This is a genomic window from Marinobacter salexigens (assembly GCF_002806945.1).
Classification (GTDB): domain Bacteria; phylum Pseudomonadota; class Gammaproteobacteria; order Pseudomonadales; family Oleiphilaceae; genus Marinobacter; species Marinobacter salexigens.
This window is the reverse complement of record NZ_NIHC01000006.1, coordinates 276,572-296,429: the sequence shown is the minus strand read 5'-3', so window position 1 is coordinate 296,429 and position 19,858 is coordinate 276,572. Positions and strand designations below refer to the sequence as shown.

Annotated in this window: 21 protein-coding genes; 9 read left to right on the top strand and 12 right to left on the bottom strand. The window is 54.3% G+C overall.

Annotated features, from left to right (window positions below; translation table 11 throughout):
* Positions 1 to 44: 44 nt before the first annotated feature.
* Genes nth through metG form a run of 8 tightly spaced genes read right to left on the bottom strand, consistent with a single transcriptional unit; the run spans position 45 to position 8,299 of the window.
* The gene (nth, locus tag CDH47_RS13620; RefSeq protein WP_100640438.1) at positions 45 to 683 is read right to left on the bottom strand and encodes an endonuclease III; all 639 of its coding nucleotides are present in this window, start codon (positions 681 to 683) and stop codon (positions 45 to 47) included.
* Between the two features lie 28 nt (positions 684 to 711).
* A complete protein-coding gene (locus CDH47_RS13615) occupies positions 712 to 1,425 on the bottom strand; it encodes an electron transport complex subunit E (RefSeq protein WP_100640437.1) in 714 nt (237 codons plus the stop codon).
* A gap of 2 nt (positions 1,426 to 1,427) precedes the next feature.
* The gene (gene rsxG, locus CDH47_RS13610) at positions 1,428 to 2,129 is read right to left on the bottom strand and encodes an electron transport complex subunit RsxG (RefSeq protein WP_100640436.1); all 702 of its coding nucleotides are present in this window, start codon (positions 2,127 to 2,129) and stop codon (positions 1,428 to 1,430) included.
* 2 nt (positions 2,130 to 2,131) lie between these two features.
* The gene (gene rsxD, locus CDH47_RS13605; RefSeq protein ID WP_100640435.1) at positions 2,132 to 3,184 is read right to left on the bottom strand and encodes an electron transport complex subunit RsxD; all 1,053 of its coding nucleotides are present in this window, start codon (positions 3,182 to 3,184) and stop codon (positions 2,132 to 2,134) included.
* 21 nt (positions 3,185 to 3,205) lie between these two features.
* Positions 3,206 to 5,035, bottom strand: a complete 1,830-nt coding sequence (rsxC, locus tag CDH47_RS13600; RefSeq protein ID WP_100640434.1) for an electron transport complex subunit RsxC — start codon at positions 5,033 to 5,035, stop codon at positions 3,206 to 3,208.
* Positions 5,035 to 5,607 carry an electron transport complex subunit RsxB gene (gene rsxB / locus CDH47_RS13595; protein ID WP_100640433.1) on the bottom strand — a complete coding sequence of 191 codons (573 nt, stop codon included), beginning with the start codon at positions 5,605 to 5,607 and terminating at the stop codon, positions 5,035 to 5,037. The genes rsxC and rsxB overlap by 1 nt, the downstream gene beginning before the upstream one ends.
* Before the next feature lie 15 nt (positions 5,608 to 5,622).
* A complete protein-coding gene (rsxA, locus tag CDH47_RS13590) occupies positions 5,623 to 6,204 on the bottom strand; it encodes an electron transport complex subunit RsxA (protein WP_100640432.1) in 582 nt (193 codons plus the stop codon).
* 52 nt (positions 6,205 to 6,256) lie between these two features.
* Positions 6,257 to 8,299 carry a methionine--tRNA ligase gene (metG, locus tag CDH47_RS13585; protein ID WP_100640490.1) on the bottom strand — a complete coding sequence of 681 codons (2,043 nt, stop codon included), beginning with the start codon at positions 8,297 to 8,299 and terminating at the stop codon, positions 6,257 to 6,259.
* A gap of 116 nt (positions 8,300 to 8,415) precedes the next feature.
* On the opposite strand from metG, the gene apbC reads away from it, so the two are divergent.
* From apbC to CDH47_RS13565, 4 genes are all read left to right on the top strand, one after another.
* Positions 8,416 to 9,540 carry an iron-sulfur cluster carrier protein ApbC gene (apbC, locus tag CDH47_RS13580; protein WP_100640431.1) on the top strand — a complete coding sequence of 375 codons (1,125 nt, stop codon included), beginning with the start codon at positions 8,416 to 8,418 and terminating at the stop codon, positions 9,538 to 9,540.
* Positions 9,541 to 9,808: 268 nt separating this feature from the next.
* Positions 9,809 to 10,375 carry a dCTP deaminase gene (gene dcd, locus CDH47_RS13575; RefSeq protein ID WP_100640430.1) on the top strand — a complete coding sequence of 189 codons (567 nt, stop codon included), beginning with the start codon at positions 9,809 to 9,811 and terminating at the stop codon, positions 10,373 to 10,375.
* On the top strand, positions 10,372 to 10,971 hold the full coding sequence (locus CDH47_RS13570; protein ID WP_100640429.1) for a YjaG family protein: 600 nt from the start codon (positions 10,372 to 10,374) through the stop codon (positions 10,969 to 10,971). Before dcd ends, CDH47_RS13570 begins: the two co-directional genes overlap by 4 nt.
* 74 nt (positions 10,972 to 11,045) lie before the next feature.
* Positions 11,046 to 12,323, top strand: a complete 1,278-nt coding sequence (locus CDH47_RS13565; protein ID WP_100640428.1) for a valine--pyruvate transaminase — start codon at positions 11,046 to 11,048, stop codon at positions 12,321 to 12,323.
* Here CDH47_RS13565 and CDH47_RS13560 read toward each other — a convergent pair.
* The 3 genes from CDH47_RS13560 to purM form a co-directional block, all read right to left on the bottom strand.
* A complete protein-coding gene (locus CDH47_RS13560) occupies positions 12,320 to 13,075 on the bottom strand; it encodes a DUF3108 domain-containing protein (protein WP_100640427.1) in 756 nt (251 codons plus the stop codon). The genes CDH47_RS13565 and CDH47_RS13560 overlap by 4 nt on opposite strands.
* An 84-nt stretch (positions 13,076 to 13,159) precedes the next feature.
* On the bottom strand, positions 13,160 to 13,822 hold the full coding sequence (gene purN / locus CDH47_RS13555) for a phosphoribosylglycinamide formyltransferase (protein ID WP_100640426.1): 663 nt from the start codon (positions 13,820 to 13,822) through the stop codon (positions 13,160 to 13,162).
* A complete protein-coding gene (purM, locus tag CDH47_RS13550; RefSeq protein ID WP_100640425.1) occupies positions 13,819 to 14,883 on the bottom strand; it encodes a phosphoribosylformylglycinamidine cyclo-ligase in 1,065 nt (354 codons plus the stop codon). Before purM ends, purN begins: the two co-directional genes overlap by 4 nt.
* Before the next feature lie 212 nt (positions 14,884 to 15,095).
* Here purM and CDH47_RS13545 point away from each other — a divergent pair, with 212 nt between their 5' ends.
* From CDH47_RS13545 to CDH47_RS13525, 5 genes are all read left to right on the top strand, one after another.
* Entirely contained in the window at positions 15,096 to 16,418 is a 1,323-nt protein-coding gene (locus CDH47_RS13545) for a DUF2066 domain-containing protein (RefSeq protein WP_239985780.1), read from the top strand.
* A gap of 21 nt (positions 16,419 to 16,439) precedes the next feature.
* Positions 16,440 to 17,000 (top strand): CDP-alcohol phosphatidyltransferase family protein, encoded by a 561-nt coding sequence (locus tag CDH47_RS13540; protein ID WP_100640424.1) that lies wholly within the window; start codon positions 16,440 to 16,442, stop codon positions 16,998 to 17,000.
* Complete coding sequence (gene hda / locus CDH47_RS13535) at positions 16,979 to 17,695, top strand: DnaA regulatory inactivator Hda (protein ID WP_100640423.1); 717 nt, start codon at positions 16,979 to 16,981, stop codon at positions 17,693 to 17,695. Before CDH47_RS13540 ends, hda begins: the two co-directional genes overlap by 22 nt.
* A gap of 82 nt (positions 17,696 to 17,777) precedes the next feature.
* Positions 17,778 to 18,575 carry a ParA family protein gene (locus CDH47_RS13530; RefSeq protein ID WP_100640422.1) on the top strand — a complete coding sequence of 266 codons (798 nt, stop codon included), beginning with the start codon at positions 17,778 to 17,780 and terminating at the stop codon, positions 18,573 to 18,575.
* Between the two features lie 12 nt (positions 18,576 to 18,587).
* Positions 18,588 to 18,923 carry a YqcC family protein gene (locus CDH47_RS13525; protein WP_100640421.1) on the top strand — a complete coding sequence of 112 codons (336 nt, stop codon included), beginning with the start codon at positions 18,588 to 18,590 and terminating at the stop codon, positions 18,921 to 18,923.
* Between the two features lie 30 nt (positions 18,924 to 18,953).
* On the opposite strand, the gene nadC is transcribed toward CDH47_RS13525, so the two are convergent.
* The gene (gene nadC / locus CDH47_RS13520; RefSeq protein ID WP_100640488.1) at positions 18,954 to 19,793 is read right to left on the bottom strand and encodes a carboxylating nicotinate-nucleotide diphosphorylase; all 840 of its coding nucleotides are present in this window, start codon (positions 19,791 to 19,793) and stop codon (positions 18,954 to 18,956) included.
* Positions 19,794 to 19,858: the final 65 nt, after the last annotated feature.

The window sequence follows — 19,858 nt, the reverse complement described above, 5'->3', positions numbered from 1 at the left end:
TAAAAAGCCGGCAATCGCCGGCTTTTTAGTGGAGAACGGTTTATTTACTGATAATCGTTTTTATCCTTGAACTCGCAAAGATCCTCAATAATACAGGCTCCGCACCTGGGCTTTCGGGCGACGCAGGTGTAGCGCCCGTGCAGAATAAGCCAGTGGTGGGCATCCAATAGAAACTCTTTGGGTACCAGGCGCATCAGGCGCTTTTCTACTTCCAGCACGTTTTTCCCCGGAGCAATGCCCGTGCGATTGGATACCCGGAAAATATGGGTATCCACAGCCATGGCTGGCTTTCCGAAGGCTGTATTGAGAACCACATTTGCGGTTTTCCGGCCAACCCCGGGGAGGGCTTCAAGATCCTCCCGGTTATCAGGTACCACGCTGTCGTGCTTTTCCACCAGCATGCGGCACGTCTTGATCACGTTTTCCGCTTTTGTGTTGAACAACCCTATGGTCTTTATGTATTCCTTCAGGCCATCCACGCCAAGCGCAAGTATGGCTTCAGGGGTATTCGCGACCGGGTAGAGTTTGTCGGTGGCTTTATTGACCCCTACATCCGTCGCCTGGGCGGAGAGAATAACGGCAATGAGTAATTCAAAGGGGTTGCTGTAGTTAAGCTCGGTTTCCGGCTTGGGATTGGCCTCCCGAAAGCGGGAGAAGATTTCTATACGTTTTTCTTTGTTCATGGTGTGTCGTTACGACTCCGATGGAAAATCATGAGACGTTGCCGGTCACGCGCACGCGTTTGCTACCGGGAGTTGTTACTGGCTGGAGCGTCTTCTTACGCTCCTTGAGATGGTGGTCAATTCCGTTTTTCAGCGCTATTAACAAGCCGAGACCGACGAAAGCGCCGGGGGGCAATACCATGAACAGCATATCCGGGTAGTTTGCAAAGGGCTCGATAACCCAGTCTGAAGCCATGGGGCCGAACAGAAGATGCATGTCCACAAACAGCGTGCCCTGGCCGATCAGTTCTCGCATGCCGCCAAGAATGATGAGAACTGCAAGAAAGCCTGCGCCCATCATGGCGCCGTCCAGCAGGGCGGGGCCCGGGGCGTTTCGTGAGGCAAAGGCATCAGCCCGGCCCAGAATGGCGCAGTTGGTGACGATGAGGGGGATAAAAATACCCAGAATCTGATACAACTCATAGGTATAGGCCTGCATCAGCAATTCGGCACAGGTTACGAATGATGCAATTATCATCACGAACGCGGGTAGCCGTACAGATTCACCAACGAAGTTCCGAATCAATGAGACGGCGAGGTTGGAGCCCATAAGAACCATCAGGGTGGCCAGGCCCAAGCCAATCGCATTGACCACCGTGCTGGTAACCGCCAGAAGAGGGCATAGCCCCAGCACCTGAACCAGAGCCGGGTTGTTGTCCCAGAGCCCGTCACGAATGATTTCAGCAGAGGTTTTGGTTGTCATGGTCAGGGCTGCTCCACATTCAGGGATTCGTCTGTCAGGTCGCCGGGTGTAACAACAGGGCCTTGCCCTGACGGAGTGCTGTTCAGTTGGGCCCGAATAGTCTGTTGGTTCTGTCGGAAATAGATCAATGATTTTTGTACCGCTTTCACCACGGCTCTGGGCGTGATGGTAGCACCGGTGAACTGGTCAAAAACACCGCCGTTCTTTTTTACGTTCCATTGCTTTGGTGCAGGGTTCCCGATAGAGCGTCCCTCGAAGTCTTTAACCCAGTCGGATTTCCGGGTTTCTATCCGATCACCCAGCCCCGGGGTTTCCTTGTGTGCGATCACACGAACACCCAGAACCGTCCCCTCAGGATCAATGCCTACCAGCAGCTTGATCGTGCCTGAATAACCGTCTGGTGCAACCGCTGGCATGATCATGCCAACTGGCTCACCGTCTTGCCGGGCCACCCACACTGTGACCGGCCCCTCGGTTGCCAAACGATCACTGGCAGGCAGTACCAGAGTATCCCTGAGCAGATCGTTGTTGTGATCCTTCTCTGGAATAATCTCGAACAGTGCTTTGGCTTCTGCTCTGGCCGCCTGTTCCATGATGCGATCGTTGGTCAGTGCTTGCGTAAACGCAATGGTGCCGCCAGTCACTACCGCAAAGATACCAAGGCCAATGGCGCTGCGTCGAATGGATTGAATCATGGTTGCCATGATCAGCTCCTGCCCCCGCCAGAAAAGCCCCGGCGAGGTTTGTGATGGCCGTAGGTACGTGGCGGCGTGTAATGGTCGATAAAGGGCACCGCAAAGTTCATAAGCAGCACGCTGAATGCAACGGCATCGGGATAGTTACCCCAGCTCCTTATCAGGTAAATGAGCACGCCAATACCCGCGCCATAAATCAGTTTGCCCTGATGGCTGGTTGCTGCAGATACCGGGTCGGTGGCGATGAAAAACGCACCCAGCATGGTTCCCCCGGCCAGGAGATGCAGTGACAGTGGTGCGAACTGATCCGCGTTGCTGCCAAAGGCCAGGCTCATGACAATCAGTGCGCCCAGAAATGCGGCGGGGATGTGCCAGGTGATAATTCGCAGGCCTATCAGTACAAGCCCGCCCAGCAGGAAGGCTGCGTTGACCCATTCCCAGCCCCTGGCAACCCCCTCGCCGAACGTAGGGTGAGCAAGGACTTCAGATGCGGTATGGGATCCAATCTTGTGTTTGTATTCATCCAGGGGGGTGGCCATGGTCCAGCCATCAACCGCTGTTTGTTGTCCTGAGGCAATGGCGGCCAATGTATCCCCAAAGCTTGGTGCGCCTTCCCAAAGCAGCGCCGGCTCTGCCCAGTTGGTGGTCATGGCTACCGGGAAAGAGATCAGCACCAGCGCGTAGCCCACCATGGCGGGGTTGAAGGGGTTGGAGCCTAGCCCGCCATAAAGCTGTTTGGCAATCACTATTGCGGAAATGACCGCCACTGCGGATACCCACCAGGGTGCAAACTGTGGCATGGACAGGCCAAGTAGCAGCCCGGTTACTGCGGCGGTGTTGTCCTTGAGAACAAATGCAATCGGTTTGCTGCGCAATTTGAGAACAGCTGCTTCCGAAGCCAAGGCGATAGCGATGCACCAGACAACGTTGATGAGATTGCCCCAACCAAAAAACAGGGTTTGTGCCAGCAATCCGGGCAATGCCGCGAGTATGACCCAAAGCATCACCTTTGAAGTTGGGCGAGCCTTGTGAGCATGAGGTGAAGACTGTTGAACAAACGCCATGAAAATCGGGCCTGATTCGGATTATTTAATAGATTGTGGTTCGGTTTGGGCTGCCAGCGTTTTGCGTGCATCCGCAAGGGCTTCTTCCGCCCGCTTAACCCGGTCGTGGTTCTTGGCGACCGCACGTTCGAGCTTATCCACGTTATCTGCTTGCTGTGCTTTTGCATCTTCAAGCATGGCCTGCATGGATTCCAGTTTGGACTGGGCCTGGGTGAACTGCTTTTCCAGCGTCTCTAGATCGGGCAACTCCAGCTCTGGCTCAGCGGTCGCGGTTGCTTTTGCAGTGCTGGCTTCGGTGCTGGCTTTCTTTCGAGCCAGGGCTTGCTCTACCAATGCCGACTTGGCTGCCCGCTCGTCCACCGCTTCTCCGCTGTCTGCAGCCTTTTCAGCTTCCGCTTTCTTTTTGGCTTGGGCTTCTGCAGCTGCTTTGGCGCGCTCTTTGCGGCGTAGTTCTTTCTCTTGTTGCTCGCGCTCAAGCCTTTCCTGGCGCGCTTCAAAACGTTCCCGTGCCCGGTCTGCCTTGAGTTGTTCCGCCCGCTGCACGCGGATTTCACCCTTGGCGTAGCGGTAGTACTGCACCAGCGGGATGGAGCTGGGGCAAACGTAGGAGCAGGCTCCGCACTCAATGCAGTCGAACAGGTTCAGATGCTCTGCTTTCTCAAACTCGGTGGCCTTGGCGTGCCAGAACAACTGTTGTGGCAGCAATTCCATAGGGCACACTTCTGCACATTGGCCACAGCGAATGCAGGCTTGTTCCGGCGGTGGTGCAGGCAGTTCGCTGGCGGTTGCCGCAATAATGCAGTTGCTCGTTTTGATCACAGGCACCGCTGTGGTGTTCAGGGTGTATCCCATCATGGGCCCGCCGAGTACCAAGCGGCTAACACGATCTGGCTGCAAACCTGCCTGCTCTAATAAGTAGGTCATGGGTGTGCCCAGCAAAACATCAAAGTTGCCTGGCCTTTCCAAAGCCTCGCCAGTAACGGTTACAACGCGACTGATAAGTGGCGAACCTTCAAAGACCGCCTGAGCCACGGCTACGGCGGTTCCAATGTTTTGGCAGATAACACCTATATCGGCTGGAATGCCGCCGCTGGGCACTTCCATGCCGGTGAGGATCTGGATCAGCTGTTTTTCACCACCGGAGGGGTATTTGGTGGGGATAACAGCGATTTCAATTTGCGTGCCCTGAATCGCCTCGCGCAGTGCTACGGCGGCTTCGGGCTTGTTGTCTTCAATGCCAATTACGCAACGCTCGGGTCGCAGGATCCACGCCATTATCTTTAATCCGGCCACAACTTTGTCAGCGCGCTCACGCATGGTCATGTCGTCGGCGGTTATGTAGGGCTCGCATTCAGCCCCATTCAGGATCAGCGTATCGACTTTGCGATCCCGGGGCGGTTTCAGTTTTATATCTGTGGGGAAGCCGGCGCCGCCCATGCCGGCGATGCCTGCTGAGTGAATAATGCCAAGTACCTGGTCCCGCTCAAGGCTGCGGTAGTCGCTGATCGGGAAACGCTCGCACCATTCATCCTTGCCATCAGGCTTTAGAACGATGCATCGGTCTGCCATGCCGGATGGGTGAGGTACAGGATAGTCGCCGATGCTTTCAATGACGCCGGATGTCGGTGCATGCACAGGAACACACTTACCATGGCTTACATCGGCTATTTTTTGGCCTTTCAGTACTCTGTCGCCAACGTTCACGCTGGGCTCTGCCGGTGCACCAAGATGCTGTTGCAGGGGCAGAACCAATTGTGCGGGAATGCCGGCAACCTGAATAGAGCGGCCGGTCGAAATCTCTTTGTTCTCTGCGGGGTGGATGCCGCCGTTAAAATCCCAAAGCTTGGTCATCAGGAGTTAATCTCCTGCTGGTCTGTTGCGATAATACGAGGTTGAGACCATGTCCAGCCCCGTATATCCGGTTCAATGGTGATCATGTCAATACAGTCAACGGGGCAGGGCTCCACACACAGGTCGCAGCCGGTACATTCACTTTCAATAACTGTGTGCATGTGTTTGGCAGCCCCGAGAATGGCGTCCACCGGGCAGGCCTGAATACACTTGGTGCAGCCTATGCATTCATCTTCCCGGATAACTGCCACCGTTCTGGCTTGTTCTATTCCGTGTTCGGCATCCAGGGGCTGGGGTTCCACATCCAGGAGATCGGCAAGTGCGTTGATGGTGGATTCGCCGCCGGGGGGGCATTTGTTGATGGCTCCGCCGTCAACGATGGATTCGGCATAAGGGCGGCAACCAGGAAAGCCGCATTGTCCGCACTGGGTTTGTGGCAGTAATGCATCAACCTGGTCCACCAGCGGGTTACCTTCAACTTTGAAGCGCTCTGACGCGAAACCCAGCAAAGCGCCAAATGCCACAGCAAGGCCAAGCAAAACCAGAACAGCGATAAGGATGCCTGTCCACATACAAACGTGTCTCCGTTAAACGCTGACCAGGCCGGTGAAGCCCAGAAACGCCAGTGACATCAAACCTGCGGTAACCATACCGATGGCCGCACCCCGAAAGGATACGGGCACATCGGCCACGGCAATACGCTCGCGCATTGCGGCGAAAAGCACCAGCACCAGCGAAAAACCGGCGGCAGCGCCGAAACCGTAGAGGACTGATTCAACGAAGTTGTTGTTCTTGTTCAGGTTCAGAAGCGCTACGCCCAACACAGCGCAGTTGGTGGTAATCAGCGGCAGGAAAATGCCCAGCACGCGATAGAGCAGGGGGCTGGTTTTGCGCACCACCATTTCAGTGAACTGAACCACCACTGCAATCACTAAAATGAACGTGATGGTCTTCAGAAATACCAGGTCCAGAGGTGCCAGCAGGTAAGTATAGGCAAGGTAGCTGCACACTGACGACAAGGTCAGTACAAACGTGGTGGCCAGTGACATACCCATGGCGGTTTCCAGCTTGCCGGAAACCCCCATGAACGGGCACAGGCCCAGAAACTGAACCAGCACGAAATTGTTCACCAGAATGGTGCTGACCAATATCAGTAAATACTCTGTCATGGTTGCGTCATCATTATTTCGCCGTGGCGCTCTGCTCTGCCTCGATTTCTGTTTACATTACCCGCATGCCGGGCACTGCGCCGGAATCCGGAGACAGGATGAAGATATCCTTGCCGCCCGGGCCTGCTGCCAGAACCATACCTTCAGACATACCGAACTTCATTTTTCGGGGTTTGAGGTTGGCAACCATGACCGTAAGGCGACCCTCAAGATCTTCGGGGTTATAAGCAGACTTGATACCAGCAAACACGTTGCGCTCGCCTTGCCCCAAATCAAGCGTCAGGCGAAGTAGCTTGTCTGCACCTTCCACATGCTCCGCTTTGACAATCTTAACGACCCGCAGATCCACTTTGGCAAAATCGTCAAACTCGATCTCATCGGCGATGGCGTCATTATTGTCCTGCTTGGCAGGCGCGGCAGGCTTGCCAATGGCTGCTGGCATCTCTTCTTTTGATGCATCCAGCATTTTTTCGATTTGCGCCATGTCTACCCGGCTCATTAAGGGTTTGAACTTATTGATGCCGTGGTTTTCCAGCCGCTCACTGCGGCTGTTCCAATCCAGCTTTGCGTTCAGGAACTGCTCAGACGCTTTTGCTGTCTCTGGCAGTACCGGAGCCAGGTAGGTCATCAGCAGATGGAACATGTTCAGGGCATTGGTGCAGATGGCCTGCAGCTTTTCATCCTGACCTTCCTGTTTGGCAATGACCCAGGGTTGCTCATCGTTCACGTATTGGTTGGCAATGTCGGCCAGTTCCATGATGCGGCGCATGGCACGGCCAAACTCCCGGGCCTCGTAGAAGGTTTCCAATTCCCTGCCGGCTTCGATGAAGTCCTTCAGCTTTTCGTGCTCAGTCACTTCACCAAGCTTTCCATCAAAACGCTTGGTAATAAAACCGGCACTGCGGCTGGCAATGTTGACCACCTTGCCCACCAGGTCGGAATTCACTCTGGCCGCGAAATCCTCAAGGTTCAGGTCCATATCATCCACGCCGCCGGTCAGCTTGGCCGCGAAGTAATAGCGCAGATATTCCGGGTTCAAGTGGTCCAGATACGTGCGGGCCATAATGAAGGTGCCCCGGGACTTGGACATCTTCTTGCCATTAACCGTTACAAACCCGTGGGCCCAGACTGCAGTTGGCGTACGGAAGCCTGCATCGTGCAGCATTGCCGGCCAGAATAGCGCGTGGAAATTAATGATGTCCTTGCCGATAAAGTGATAAACCTCGGCGGTGGAATCCACTTTCCAGAAGTGTTCGAAATCGACATCTTCCCGGTTGCAGAAGTCCTTGAAGCTTGCGAGATAGCCAATAGGAGCATCCATCCAAACATAGAAAAACTTGCCGGGGGCATCGGGAATCTCAAAACCGAAGTAAGGCGCATCACGGCTTATATCCCACTCCTGTAACCCGGCATCAAGCCACTCAGCGAGCTTGTTGGCCACTTGAGGCTGCAAGGCACCGCTGCGGGTCCATTGGGTAAGGAATTCGGTAAACTCCGGCAGTTTGAAGAAGTAGTGCTCCGACTCTTTCTCAATGGGTGTTGCGCCGGAGACCGCTGAACGCGGGTTAATCAGTTCTGCAGGCGTATAGGTTGCGCCGCAAGCCTCGCAGTTATCGCCATACTGATCGTCAGTTTTACACTTCGGACACGTGCCCTTGATAAAGCGGTCCGCAAGAAACATGTTTTTCTCAGGATCGAAGAACTGGGTGATATTGCGCGTCGCGATCTTGCCGTTTTTCTGCAATTGACGGTAGATGTACTCAGAGAAATACCGGTTCTCTTCCGAATGCGTGGTGTAATAATTATCGAAGCGGATGTGAAACCCGGAGAAATCCTGCTGATGCTCCTCACGGATCCGGTCAATCAACTGCTCGGGCGTAATGCCTTCCCGCTCGGCACGGAGCATAATGGCGGTGCCGTGGGCATCATCGGCGCAAACGTAGTAGCAAGTGTGGCCTCGCATATTCTGGTAGCGCACCCAGATATCGGTCTGAATGTATTCCAGTAAATGACCCAGGTGAATGGGGCCATTGGCATAGGGCAGGGCGCTGGTAACCAGAATATCGCGCTGTTGCTTTGAACTCGCTTGCGTCATGGTGTGTCCGAACCTTTCATCAGAGTAATGGGTGTATGGCCAGAAACGGGCCCAGATGATACCTTTTGAACAGATAATTTTCACCCGAAACACCTGTTTTCATCTTGAAAACACGCATGAACTTATTTTCGGAGAGCCAGATGGCACAGATTTCAGAGCAGGTATTGCAGGCGGCGGTTCGTGAATACCGAGACCCCTACCTGGGAAAGGATCTTTATGATCTGGGGGGCGTGAAGTCGCTGGTAGCTGATGAAGCAGGTAAGGTAACGCTCATGGTAGAGCTGCCATACCCGTCCAAGGGCATTGCAGGCGGCTTGAAACAGTTGGTGGCTAACGCACTGGAAAACGTTGAAGGCGTGAAATCTGCTGATGTTCATGTGGCCCAGAAGATCCACTCTTATAAAGTTCAAAAAGACCTCCCACCTGTACCTGGTGTCAAAAATATTGTTGCTGTTTCTTCTGGAAAAGGTGGCGTAGGTAAATCCACCACAGCCGTCAACCTCGCCCTTGCCCTGCATGCCGAAGGTGCCCGAGTCGGCGTACTGGACGCAGACATCTACGGCCCCAGTATCGGCATGATGCTCGGTGTTCCCGAAGGCAAACGCCCAGACGTACGGGAAGAGAAATACTTCGTACCCATCGAAGCCCACGGCCTGCAAACCATGTCCATGGCCTTTGTGACCACCGACAAAACCCCTATGGTATGGCGCGGCCCCATGGTCAGTGGCGCTGTTATGCAGCTGCTACAACAGACCTTGTGGGGTGAGCTTGATTACCTCATCGTCGACATGCCCCCAGGCACCGGCGACATCCAGCTCACCCTGGCCCAGAAAGTCCCGGTTACCGGCGCGGTAATTGTTACCACCCCCCAGGACATCGCCTTGCTTGACGGTAAACGTGGTATAGAAATGTTCCGCAAAGTCGACATTCCGGTTCTGGGCGTTGTCGAAAACATGAGCGTGCACATCTGCAGTAGCTGCGGCCACGAAGAACACCTCTTCGGTGAAGGCGGTGGTGGGCGCATTGCCGATGAATATGAAACAACTTTGTTGGGCCAGCTGCCCTTACACATGACCATCCGCGAACAAACAGACGGCGGCAAGCCAACTGTGGTTGCTGTACCTGAATCCGAAGTGGCGTTGCGATACCGGGATATTGCACGTCGGGTTGGCGCGGAGCTTTCCACGAGAGAACGTAACCTCAGTGGCGGTATCTCAAGTGTGTCCGTAAAGACGCATTAAGCATAGAGTCCGGGTTTGTGGCGGGCTTCACCAAAGTTTGCTCGCGGTCACAGGTTCAACCGTCCAAAAATGTCGTAGGCCAGGGATGGCCGAAGACAAGCGCACATGGACGTGCTTGTAGCGGTTTTTGGACGGTTGAACCTGTGACCGCAGTCCCCGAGCAGCCCGCTCCTGCAGCGATCAAATCGGGGCAGCCAATGGCTTCGACAGAACCAAACCGAACAGGTAAACTACGCCCCAATTTTCCCTGCAGATACGAGATTTCGCCATGAGCATCAAAGCTGACAAGTGGATTCGCCGAATGGCGGAACAGCACCGCATGATCGAACCCTTCGAAAGCGGACAGGTTCGCGAGGGCGAACAAGGCCGGGTTATCTCCTACGGCACCTCAAGCTACGGCTACGACGTACGTTGCAGCAATGAATTCAAAATCTTTACCAACGTACACTCAGTCACCGTCGACCCCAAAAACTTCGATGAAAAAAGCTTCGTAGACTTCACTGGCGATGTTTGCATAATTCCGCCCAACTCCTTTGCCCTTGCGCGCACCGTCGAGTACTTCCGTATTCCCCGCAGCGTACTTACTATCTGTCTGGGTAAATCCACCTACGCACGCTGTGGCATCATCGTTAACGTCACACCGCTGGAGCCAGAGTGGGAAGGTCATGTGACCCTTGAATTTTCCAACACGACCAACCTGCCGGCGAAAATCTACGCCAATGAAGGCGTTGCCCAGATGCTCTTCTTTGAGTCTGATGAAGTTTGCGAAACCAGCTACAAAGATCGTGGCGGAAAATACTTTGGCCAGACTGGCGTGACACTGCCAAAAACATGAACGCCAACCAGTTTCTGAAAGCCGTTGCCCAGCTGCAGGGATGGCGTGAATGCGCCTTCCTGCTGGCGCTTGCCGAACGATCATTCCCGAATTATGCCCTCTTTGCCGAAGCTGTTAACCTGAAAACCGGTGGCAAAATGCACCAGATACTGGAACTTGCCTGGGGTACGCTCCAGGAAGATGTAACAGAATCTGCTATTCCGCAGCTGCTGGTAAAGCTCGAAGCCCTGTCGCCAGATGTAGAAGCCTACGACGCTTACGGTGTATACCCCGCGTTTGATTTTTGCCAATTGCTGGAACAGGCATTGCTCAACCGCCTCAACCCCTCGAAACACCGTGCGACAGAGGCATCACGACTGGCAACAAGCACAGTTGTGAGTTTTATCGAACTATCTGATGGTGAAGGGCTGGAAGAAGATGAGCTGGTGCGCCTGCTGGACTCACACCCCTTGATGAAAAAAGACAAGGCCTTCCAGCGCGACCTCGTGCTAGCGTTAAAGCGCCAGCGAACACCAGTCGAGCAGTTCGTCAAAGAAATCCGGGAAGGCGCCGCCAATAATGGTGTCAGTAACCTTGGAATCTCGCTGGGAGACTGAGGCATCTTCAGGCCCGGAGCGCGATTTCATAATTTCCGTTTAATGTTCAGATACGACCCTATGGATGCGAACCCATGAAGCTTTCCACGTTTGGCCGAAAGTTCACCGCCGATGCAGGCATAACCTCACTGATGGATGACCTGGGCAATGCCATGGCGTCGGGCGACGACATGATTATGATGGGTGGGGGGAACCCAGGGCACATTCCCGAAATTCAGGCACGAGTGCAGGAAATTCTCGGAGACATGAGCCGTAGCGAGGGTGACGTTCGCAAATTGGTGGGCATTTACGATCCCCCCCAAGGTGAGAAGCAGTTTATTGCGGCCCTTGCCGACCTGCTCAGCCATGAATACGGCTGGGACCTGAAACCAGAAAATATCGCGCTTACAAACGGAAGTCAGGCAGCCTTCTTTATGCTGTTTAATATGTTTGGAGGCGATTACGGAGACGGTCAGCGCAAACATATACTGCTGCCATTGGCGCCGGAGTATATCGGATACGCAGATGCAGGCATTGAGCCGGGTCTGTTCCGTGCGGTACAACCAGATATCTCATTTACCGATGCCCACGAATTCAAATATCGCGTGGACTTTGATGCAGTGGAAGTAACCGGAGAAACCGGGGCTATCTGTGTCTCCCGGCCAACGAATCCGACCGGCAACGTGGTTACCGACGAAGAATTGGCCAGGTTGGAGGAGATGGCCCGTCAGCAGGATATACCGCTTATAGTAGACGGAGCCTACGGCACACCGTTCCCCAGTTTGTTATTTGTGGATGCCAAACCTACCTGGAATGAACAGATTATCCTGTGTCTTAGTCTGTCGAAACTGGGTTTGCCTGCCGCTCGTACGGGAATCGTGATTGCGTCAGCGCCGGTGATAAAAGCATTGTCTGGAATCAACGCCATCATGAATCTGGCGACGGGCAGCTTTGGTGCCATGCTGGCTGAGCCCTTGGTTCGCTCTGGAGAAATTCTGTCACTGAGCCGGGATGTGGTTTGTCCGTTTTATAAGCGCAAAATGCAGCGTGCGGTGGCAGCGTTTCGTGAGGCTATGGGCGAAGATACCATCCGCTGGTATGTTCATAAGCCAGAGGGTGCCATGTTTCTGTGGTTGTGGTTCCCGGACTTGCCTATCACCAGTCTTGAGCTTTACCAGAGGCTAAAAGCCCGGGGTGTGCTGGTGGTCTCGGGGCATTACTTCTTCCCGGGCTTGCCCGAGGATGGCTGGAAGCATCGCGATGAATGCCTGCGCGTGACCTACTCGCAGGACGACGAACGGGTGGCACAGGGACTGCGAATTATTGCGAGTGAAGTTAAAGCAGTTTGGGCTGAGGCGAAGCGGGAGGTTTAACCTCCCAAGTCTATACTCTTTAGTTTGAGTTCGTATTTGCTGCCATCTGGCTCAACCTGAAGCAGGCGCACCAGCACATACTCGTTGCCCGGATCAAACCACATCAGAGTTTCGCGCTTGGAGTTTTCGCGAACTTTCTCAGCTTTGAGCAGAGATGACTGACTGCCATCGGAATGGGTGGTTTCGTCAGTTACGACAGCAAAGCGCTCGCTATCAATCTTGCCGCGATCCAGAACCAGGTACTCCATTCCGCGTTTGCCGTTCAAAATGTCCTGGTGCAGTTGTATCTGAAAGCCGAGAGGGTCAAGAATGCCATCCTGTAGCTCTACCTCAAATGACTTGCCTCTGTAGTTTCCTGTGGCCAGGCCGGTTTTCCAGTCAAAATCAATAGACTGCTTTCTGTCCTTTATAAGAAAGCCGGATAGGCGATATCGGTACCTGAGGGGCACAACCTGGCCATCTTCCCATTTGAGTATCAGAGATTCGTCGAGGTCGGCAATAAAAGACTTTACCTCTGTGCGGTAAAGCCATACATCATTGCCTTGGGATGTGAGAATGCGTTTGGCGCTGCCGTTCAGGGACAGCCCCTTTTCCATGGAGGCGCCATAACTTACCTCAAAAGGAAATAGATCCGGGGCTGGTTCTGCCTGTGCGGCACTGCCGAGCAGCAATGCCAGTACACACACAAGACTGGTTGCGGTGACCTGAGCCCTACCTGAGAGGGTGGGTGCAATCCGTTGAGTTGGAAACATTTAGTTGACCTCGAATCCTTCGTGTATTTTGAAAGTCTAGCGGGCCAGTGGTCGTCGCGTGGTGACAGTCTGTTAAGGTAGGCCTCAATTATCGGGGAGGCGCATGGGCCTTTCCATAACTTGACCGTCGAACAGCACGTAATCGCTGCCCAGCTGGATCCGGCCTTCGCAGAACCAACGCACAACTATCGGGTACAGCAGGTGTTCTTTGCGTTGTACCTTTTCGGCAAGCGTTTCATCAGTATCATCAGGCGCCACAGACACTTCCGCTTGTGCAATCACCGGGCCACCATCCAGCTCTTCAGTTACGAAATGAATTGAGACGCCGTGGGTATCATCACCTGCATCCAACACGCGTTGGTGAGTATTGAGGCCGGTGTACTTTGGTAAAAGTGATGGATGAATATTTAACAGTTTGCCGCGGAATGCCTGAACAAAGCCCGGGGTCAGGATGCGCATAAAGCCTGCAAGCACGATGACGTCGGGGTTGTAGCGCAAAATGTGAGCTAGCAAGGCCGCGTCGAACTCGTCACGAGAGCCAAACCCGTTATGATCAACGACAAAGGTTTCAATATTGGCTTGGGCTGCACGTTCAAGGGCAAAAGCTTTGGGCTGATTGCAGCCTAAAGCAATGACCTGACCGGGAAAATCCCGTTCCCGGCTTGCGTCTACCAACGCCTGAAAGTTGGTTCCGCTGCCGGAGGCCAGTACCAGAATTTTGGGTAGGGTAGGTTGGTCTGCCTTCATTCTGACAGGAGTCCCGGTGCATAGCGCACTACCGCTTCATCGTCTGTGTTTTCGGCGCGTTCTACTACGCCCACCTGCCAAGCAGTCTCTCCCAGTACTTTCAGGGCATCCAGTGCCAGCTCTTTCTGATTTTCCGGGACGCAAACGATCATGCCAATGCCGCAGTTAAAGGTGCGGTACATTTCTTCAATCGCTACGCCGCCAGCTTCTTTTAGCCATTGGAACACAGGGGGGAGTTCCCAGCTTGTAGTATCTATGGCTGCAACCATGCCTTTAGGCAGAACTCTGGGAATGTTTTCTGGTAAACCACCGCCGGTAATATGGGAGAGGGCGTTTACATCCACCTGGCGGATCAGTTGCAGTACATTTTTGACGTAGATCCGTGTGGGCTCCATCAGTGCATTTTCGAGAGTGGTGTCGCCGATAGGTTGCTCAAGGTCGGCATTGCTCACCTCTAGAATTTTGCGAATCAGTGAGTAGCCATTTGAGTGCGGGCCTGAAGAGGCCAGCGCCAGCAATACATTGCCCTCGCGCACATTGTTGCCATCTATTATTTCGCTGCGCTCTGCTACGCCAACGCAAAAGCCTGCGAGATCATAATCATCGCCTTCATACATGCCAGGCATTTCTGCCGTTTCGCCACCTACCAGCGCACAGCCTGATTGCTCGCAGCCTTCGCCAATGCCTGCAACTACTTGTGCAGCGATGTCTACATTCAACTTGCCGGTGGCGTAGTAGTCAAGGAAGAACAGAGGCTCGGCGCCGCCTACAATAAGGTCGTTTACGCACATGGCGACCAAGTCAATGCCAATACTGTCATGTTTCTCAAGTTGCATGGCCAGTCTTAGTTTGGTACCCACACCGTCAGTGCCGGACACCATTACCGGCTCTTTGTAACCGGCGGGAATCGCAACCATGGCACCAAACCCGCCAAGCCCTCCCAGAACCTCGGGGCGCCGGGTGCGTGCTGCGGTTTCCTTAATGCGGCTGACAAGTTCATTACCGGCATCAATATCAACGCCGGCATCGCGGTAGGTCAGGGAAGGCTTATGTTCGCTCATGGGGGTCATAACCAATAGGCTAGTGGGTCAGGCGGCGGATTTTAACAGGTGCGGTGCAGGGCTCCAAGTGCAGTTGCTGCAAGCGAGCTCTGATTCCTCTGGCCAGGGCTTGCAAGTTGGGCAAGATTGCGTTTCGGCAACACGGGTTGGCTACTCAGGCTCCAGGGCATGGTGTATCCTATGCGCCATTCATGCGAACTGCAGGGTGTTTCATGTCAGTACCAAACCAGATCCAGGTTTTAAAGCCGTCTCCAGCCCTTTGGCTTGCCATTTTTTGTGCGTTCATGTTTGCGATGCCAGCTCCAGTGGTCGCTGTGACGGTGACGGGGCTTTACTCGGTGGAGGTTCCGGTGTCTGGTTCCAGTCCGAAAGCCTTGACGCAGGGCTATGCAGACGGTCTGTCTCGGGTTTTTGTACGGATTTCCGGTTCCCGGGAGGTGCTTGCGCTTGATGGCGTGCAGGCTGTTCTGGCAGATGCAGAATCTTTGTTGTTGTCGTATCAGATACTTCGTGGCGCGAGCGGCGATAGTCGTATGAGCATGACATTTGGTGCGGTGGGCGTGAACAGGGCCCTTGCATCACTAGGAGCTCCGGTGTGGGGGGCTAATCGGCCACTAACCTTGGCCTGGGTGGCGGTCGAGGATCGTGGCGTTCGCAGGCTTGTGGTTGGCACTGGCGAAGGCTTGTTGGCCGATGCGGGGGAAGCCGGCATCTGGTCTTCAGCATTTGCCCGTGCAGCTCGGGAGCGAGGGCTTCCGGTATCCTTGCCACCCGCGCAGTTTGGCGATAACAGAGAGCTGTTGTCGGATATCTGGGGCCAGTTCACTGGGCGTGTACGCAAAGCGTCAGAGGGTGTGGAGCACGACGTGCTTGCTCTGGTTCGAGTTAGCCGTTCTGGCGGCCAATGGCGCGCAGGCTGGGTATTCGAAGGTGCCCGGCTCGACAGTAGCGAAGAGTCGGTCAGCGCCGGCACGCGGGAAGCCTTGGCCGAAGCATTGGTTAATCGTTGGGCGGAATTGTACGCCAATCGTTACGCAGTGGCGGCTGGCGAGGTGGGGGATCTGCCCCGGATTGACATCGTATTGCGTGGTGTAGCGTCCGTTGCGGACTATGGCATGGCCAGTCAGGTTCTCGAGGGTTTGACCCCGGTTGTAAGTGTTGGTGCCTCTCGAGTCAAGGGCGAGCAGTTAACCTTCAGGGTTGCGTTCTCCGGAGAGCTGGATCAGCTCAGAGAATATATTGCGCTGGATTCACGGTTTGTGCCTGTTGAGAGTGAGTCACCAGAGTCGCGCTCACGTGGGTTGGAGCCGTCGGCAGTTCCGGCAAAGCCAGTGCAGGCGCAAACACCAGGGAATGGCGCAAAGGCTGCTCGGGAAGCGGTAACTGAGGATGGGGCTGCTGAACAGGCCGTGCTTGCCTACCAGCCTTCACCGGTAGATGAAGAAGAGGCTGAGCAGGCATTCGAGTCGCTGTACCAGGTTCTCTATTATCTTTGGCAGCCAGGGCCTGTTGTTGTGAATGATGGCCGGCAGTAGGCCGCGACGGGAGGCAGCTCTGTGAAGCTACACGCCTGGCGCTGGATTCCTAATGCTCTTACGCTGGTGCGCATTTTCCTGATTGCGCCTTTCGCCAGAGCGTTACTGGTGCAGGAGTATCGCCTTGCTTTGGTTATCTTTGCTGTCGCATCTGTAACTGATGGTCTTGATGGCTACCTTGCACGGCGATTTAATTGGCGCTCACGTTTTGGTGCCTTAGCCGATCCACTTGCAGACAAAGCCTTGTTGATTACGGCCTACCTCGTGTTGACCTATACCTCGGTGCTGCCCTTGTGGTTGTTTTTGCTGGTACTTGGGCGTGACCTTCTGATTGTTGGAGGTGCGTTGGTTTATCATTACGGTATAGGCCGCTTTGACATGGAACCCAGCATGCCCGGAAAATTGAATACACTGGTTCAGATTGTTGTGATTTTGGGCATTATTACCATCCTTGCTGGCATGCCGGTTCAGCCGGTATGGCTAAACGTTGGAATCTGGCTGGTGGCAATCTCAGCTGTGTTCAGTGGCGGCCATTACATGGTTGTTTGGGGTGCGCGGGCATGGAGGGCCAGGCAGCCGTGAGTGCATCGCAACTGGTTCTTGGTGTCCGGCTTCGGGACGATGCGCGTTTTGACAATTTTCACGGCGATCGTAACCGGGAGGCGGCACAGCGCTTGTTATCGGTGTTCAGCGAGCCGGCCGGTATACCGGTGGTAGTGGTCTGTGGCGATTCTGACACGGGCAAAAGCCACCTGCTACAAGCAGCTTGCCATCGGGCAGAGGCAGAAGGAAAAACTGCTGTCTGTATCAGCATCGCCGAGTTGGAGCCTTTTGGGCCGGAGGCTCTTGCGGGGCTGGACGCCATGGACATTGTCGCACTTGATGATCTGGACAGGGTCGCGGGTCAGGCCGATTGGGAAGAGGCGGTTTTTCATTTATATAACAGACTGCACGATGCCGGTCACATGCTGGTTGTCAGCCTCTCCGAGGTTCCTGGGTCCTTACCCTTTGTCCTGCCTGATCTGGTTTCCCGCCTGCGTCATGGCTTTACCGTACAGCTTGGAATTTACCGTGACGATGACCAGCTGAGAATTCTTATGGCCCGCGCCGAGCAGCGTGGGTTAACAATGACGGAAGATGTTGCAGGTTTTATCATGCGCCGGGCGCCGAGGCGTCTCGGAGAATTGTTGGGCATTCTTGATACCCTCGATGAAAACTCCCTGCAGGCACAGCGGCGGCTCACCATTCCGTTCGTTAAGGCGGTGATGCAGTGGTAAGGCTATACGAGTCAGGCACAGCAATACATAACGATAAAACTTAAACGGTTCGGCGCGTAGAAGCGTCTGATGGAGAAGCAAAATGAGACGGGTAGTATTCAACCAGAAAGGTGGAGTAGGGAAGTCCAGTATTACCTGCAACCTGGCGGCGATCAGCGCTGCAAGGGGCAAGCGCACGCTGGTGGTTGATTTGGATCCCCAGGGTAACTCAACGCATTATCTGCTGGGTAAGCCTGCCAGTGAGCTCAAAGATACGGTTGCAGACATGCTGGAGCAAACCGTGGCGTTTAAAGTGTTCAACCGGCGCCCAGAGGAGTTTGTTCACGCTTCGCCTTTTCCTGATCTTTTTGTTTTGCCTTCCAGTCCTGAGTTGGATTTTCTTGAACGTAAGCTCGAAGCAAAGCACAAGATTTACAAGCTGCGGGAAGCCCTGAAAAAGCTGGGTGAGACCTTCGACGAAATCTACATCGACACGGCGCCGGCCCTGAATTTTTACACCCGTTCGGCGCTTATCGCGGCTCAGCGTTGCCTGATCCCATTCGATTGCGATGACTTTTCTCGTCAGGCGCTTTATAACATTCTTAATGAGATTCGTGATTTGCAGGAAGATCACAACGAAGAGCTTGTGGTGGAGGGTATAGTCGCCAATCAGTTCCAGCCTAGAGCCAGCCTGCCCAAGAAGTTGGTAAAAGAGCTGATTGAGGAAGGGCTGCCAGTGTTGCCTGTGCGTTTGTCATCTTCTGTAAAAATGAAAGAGTCCCATCAATGCCGGCAGCCGCTTATCCATATGGCGCCAAAGCATGGGCTTACAAAGCAGTTTGAAGACCTGTATCGCGTATTGAGCGGCGAGGCAGTAGAGCTAGAACCCTTGGCAGATTGAGGTGGAATCTTTATGGGAAGCTCCGGTGACGTGACGAAGCAGGTGGCAGATTGTCTTCTTTGCATCGAGATGGAACTGCGAAAACTTGATATGTGGGCAGCCGAACGCCCGCCAGAGGAGGCGTTCAACAGCACCGAGCCCTTCTGTATTGACACGCTGGCGTTTACCCAGTGGATTCAGTTTGTGTTTCTTGAGCGCATGAAGCTCATTGTTGAAAACGGCCACCCGTTGCCCAGTGTGTCAGGCATTGCGCCTATGGCAGAGGAGTATTTTCGTGGCCTTACGGTATCAGGGCAGGGCCTGATACGGGAACTTGAAGCAGTGGATCAGCTACTCTCAGGTAGCTGATCACTGCGTTTTCACACTGAGCCACCCGGCTCAGTCCAGGCGCATGGAAAGGTCAGTGGCTTTGACATCTTTGGTCAGTGCGCCAATGGAAATGTAGTCGACTCCGGTTTCAGCAATGGGAACCAGGGTGTCTGCATTGATACCTCCGGAAGCTTCCAGTTTTGCCCGCCCTTCGGTCATGGCGACGGCCGTGCGCAGATCGTCCATGGAAAACTCATCAAGCATGATGATGTCAGCACCGGCGCTGAGCGCTTGTTCCAGCTCGGTCAGGTTCTCAGTTTCCACCTCTACGGGTTTTCCCGGTGCGATTCTATGGGCGGCCGCAATGGCATCAGCGATGGAGCCGCAGGCGGAAATGTGATTTTCCTTGATAAGAAAAGCGTCCCAAAGACCTATGCGATGATTGTGGCAGCCGCCACAGGTTACTGCATATTTCTGGGCAAGTCGCAACCCGGGTAGCGTTTTCCGAGTGTCCAGAAGGCGCACACCGGTATGAGCCACACGTTCAGCGTAGCCTGCACAGGTCGTAGCAACGCCAGAAAGAGTCTGCAGCCAGTTCAGTGCAGCTCTCTCGGCTGTTAGCAGGCTTCTGGCGGTGCCTTGCATGCGGAATAGAACCTGGTTGGGTGAAGTGGTCTCGCCATCCTTCACCAGCCATTCCAGATTGACTGAGCTGTCCACCTGGCGGAACACTTCATTGACCCATTCGCGCCCTGCAATGCGTGCCTGCTCCCGGGTAATGACATGGCCTGTGGCCTGCTTCTCCAGAGGAATAAGTTGAGCCGTGATATCACCGTCGCCGATATCTTCTCGCAGGCTTGCTGCGACGGATTCAATTCGTGACTGGCGTAAGCGTTCAGTGGAATTCATGGTCATGCATCCGCTTGTATCTGGGTCAAAGAGTTCTGAATGGGTTAAGAGGCACGATTCTATAG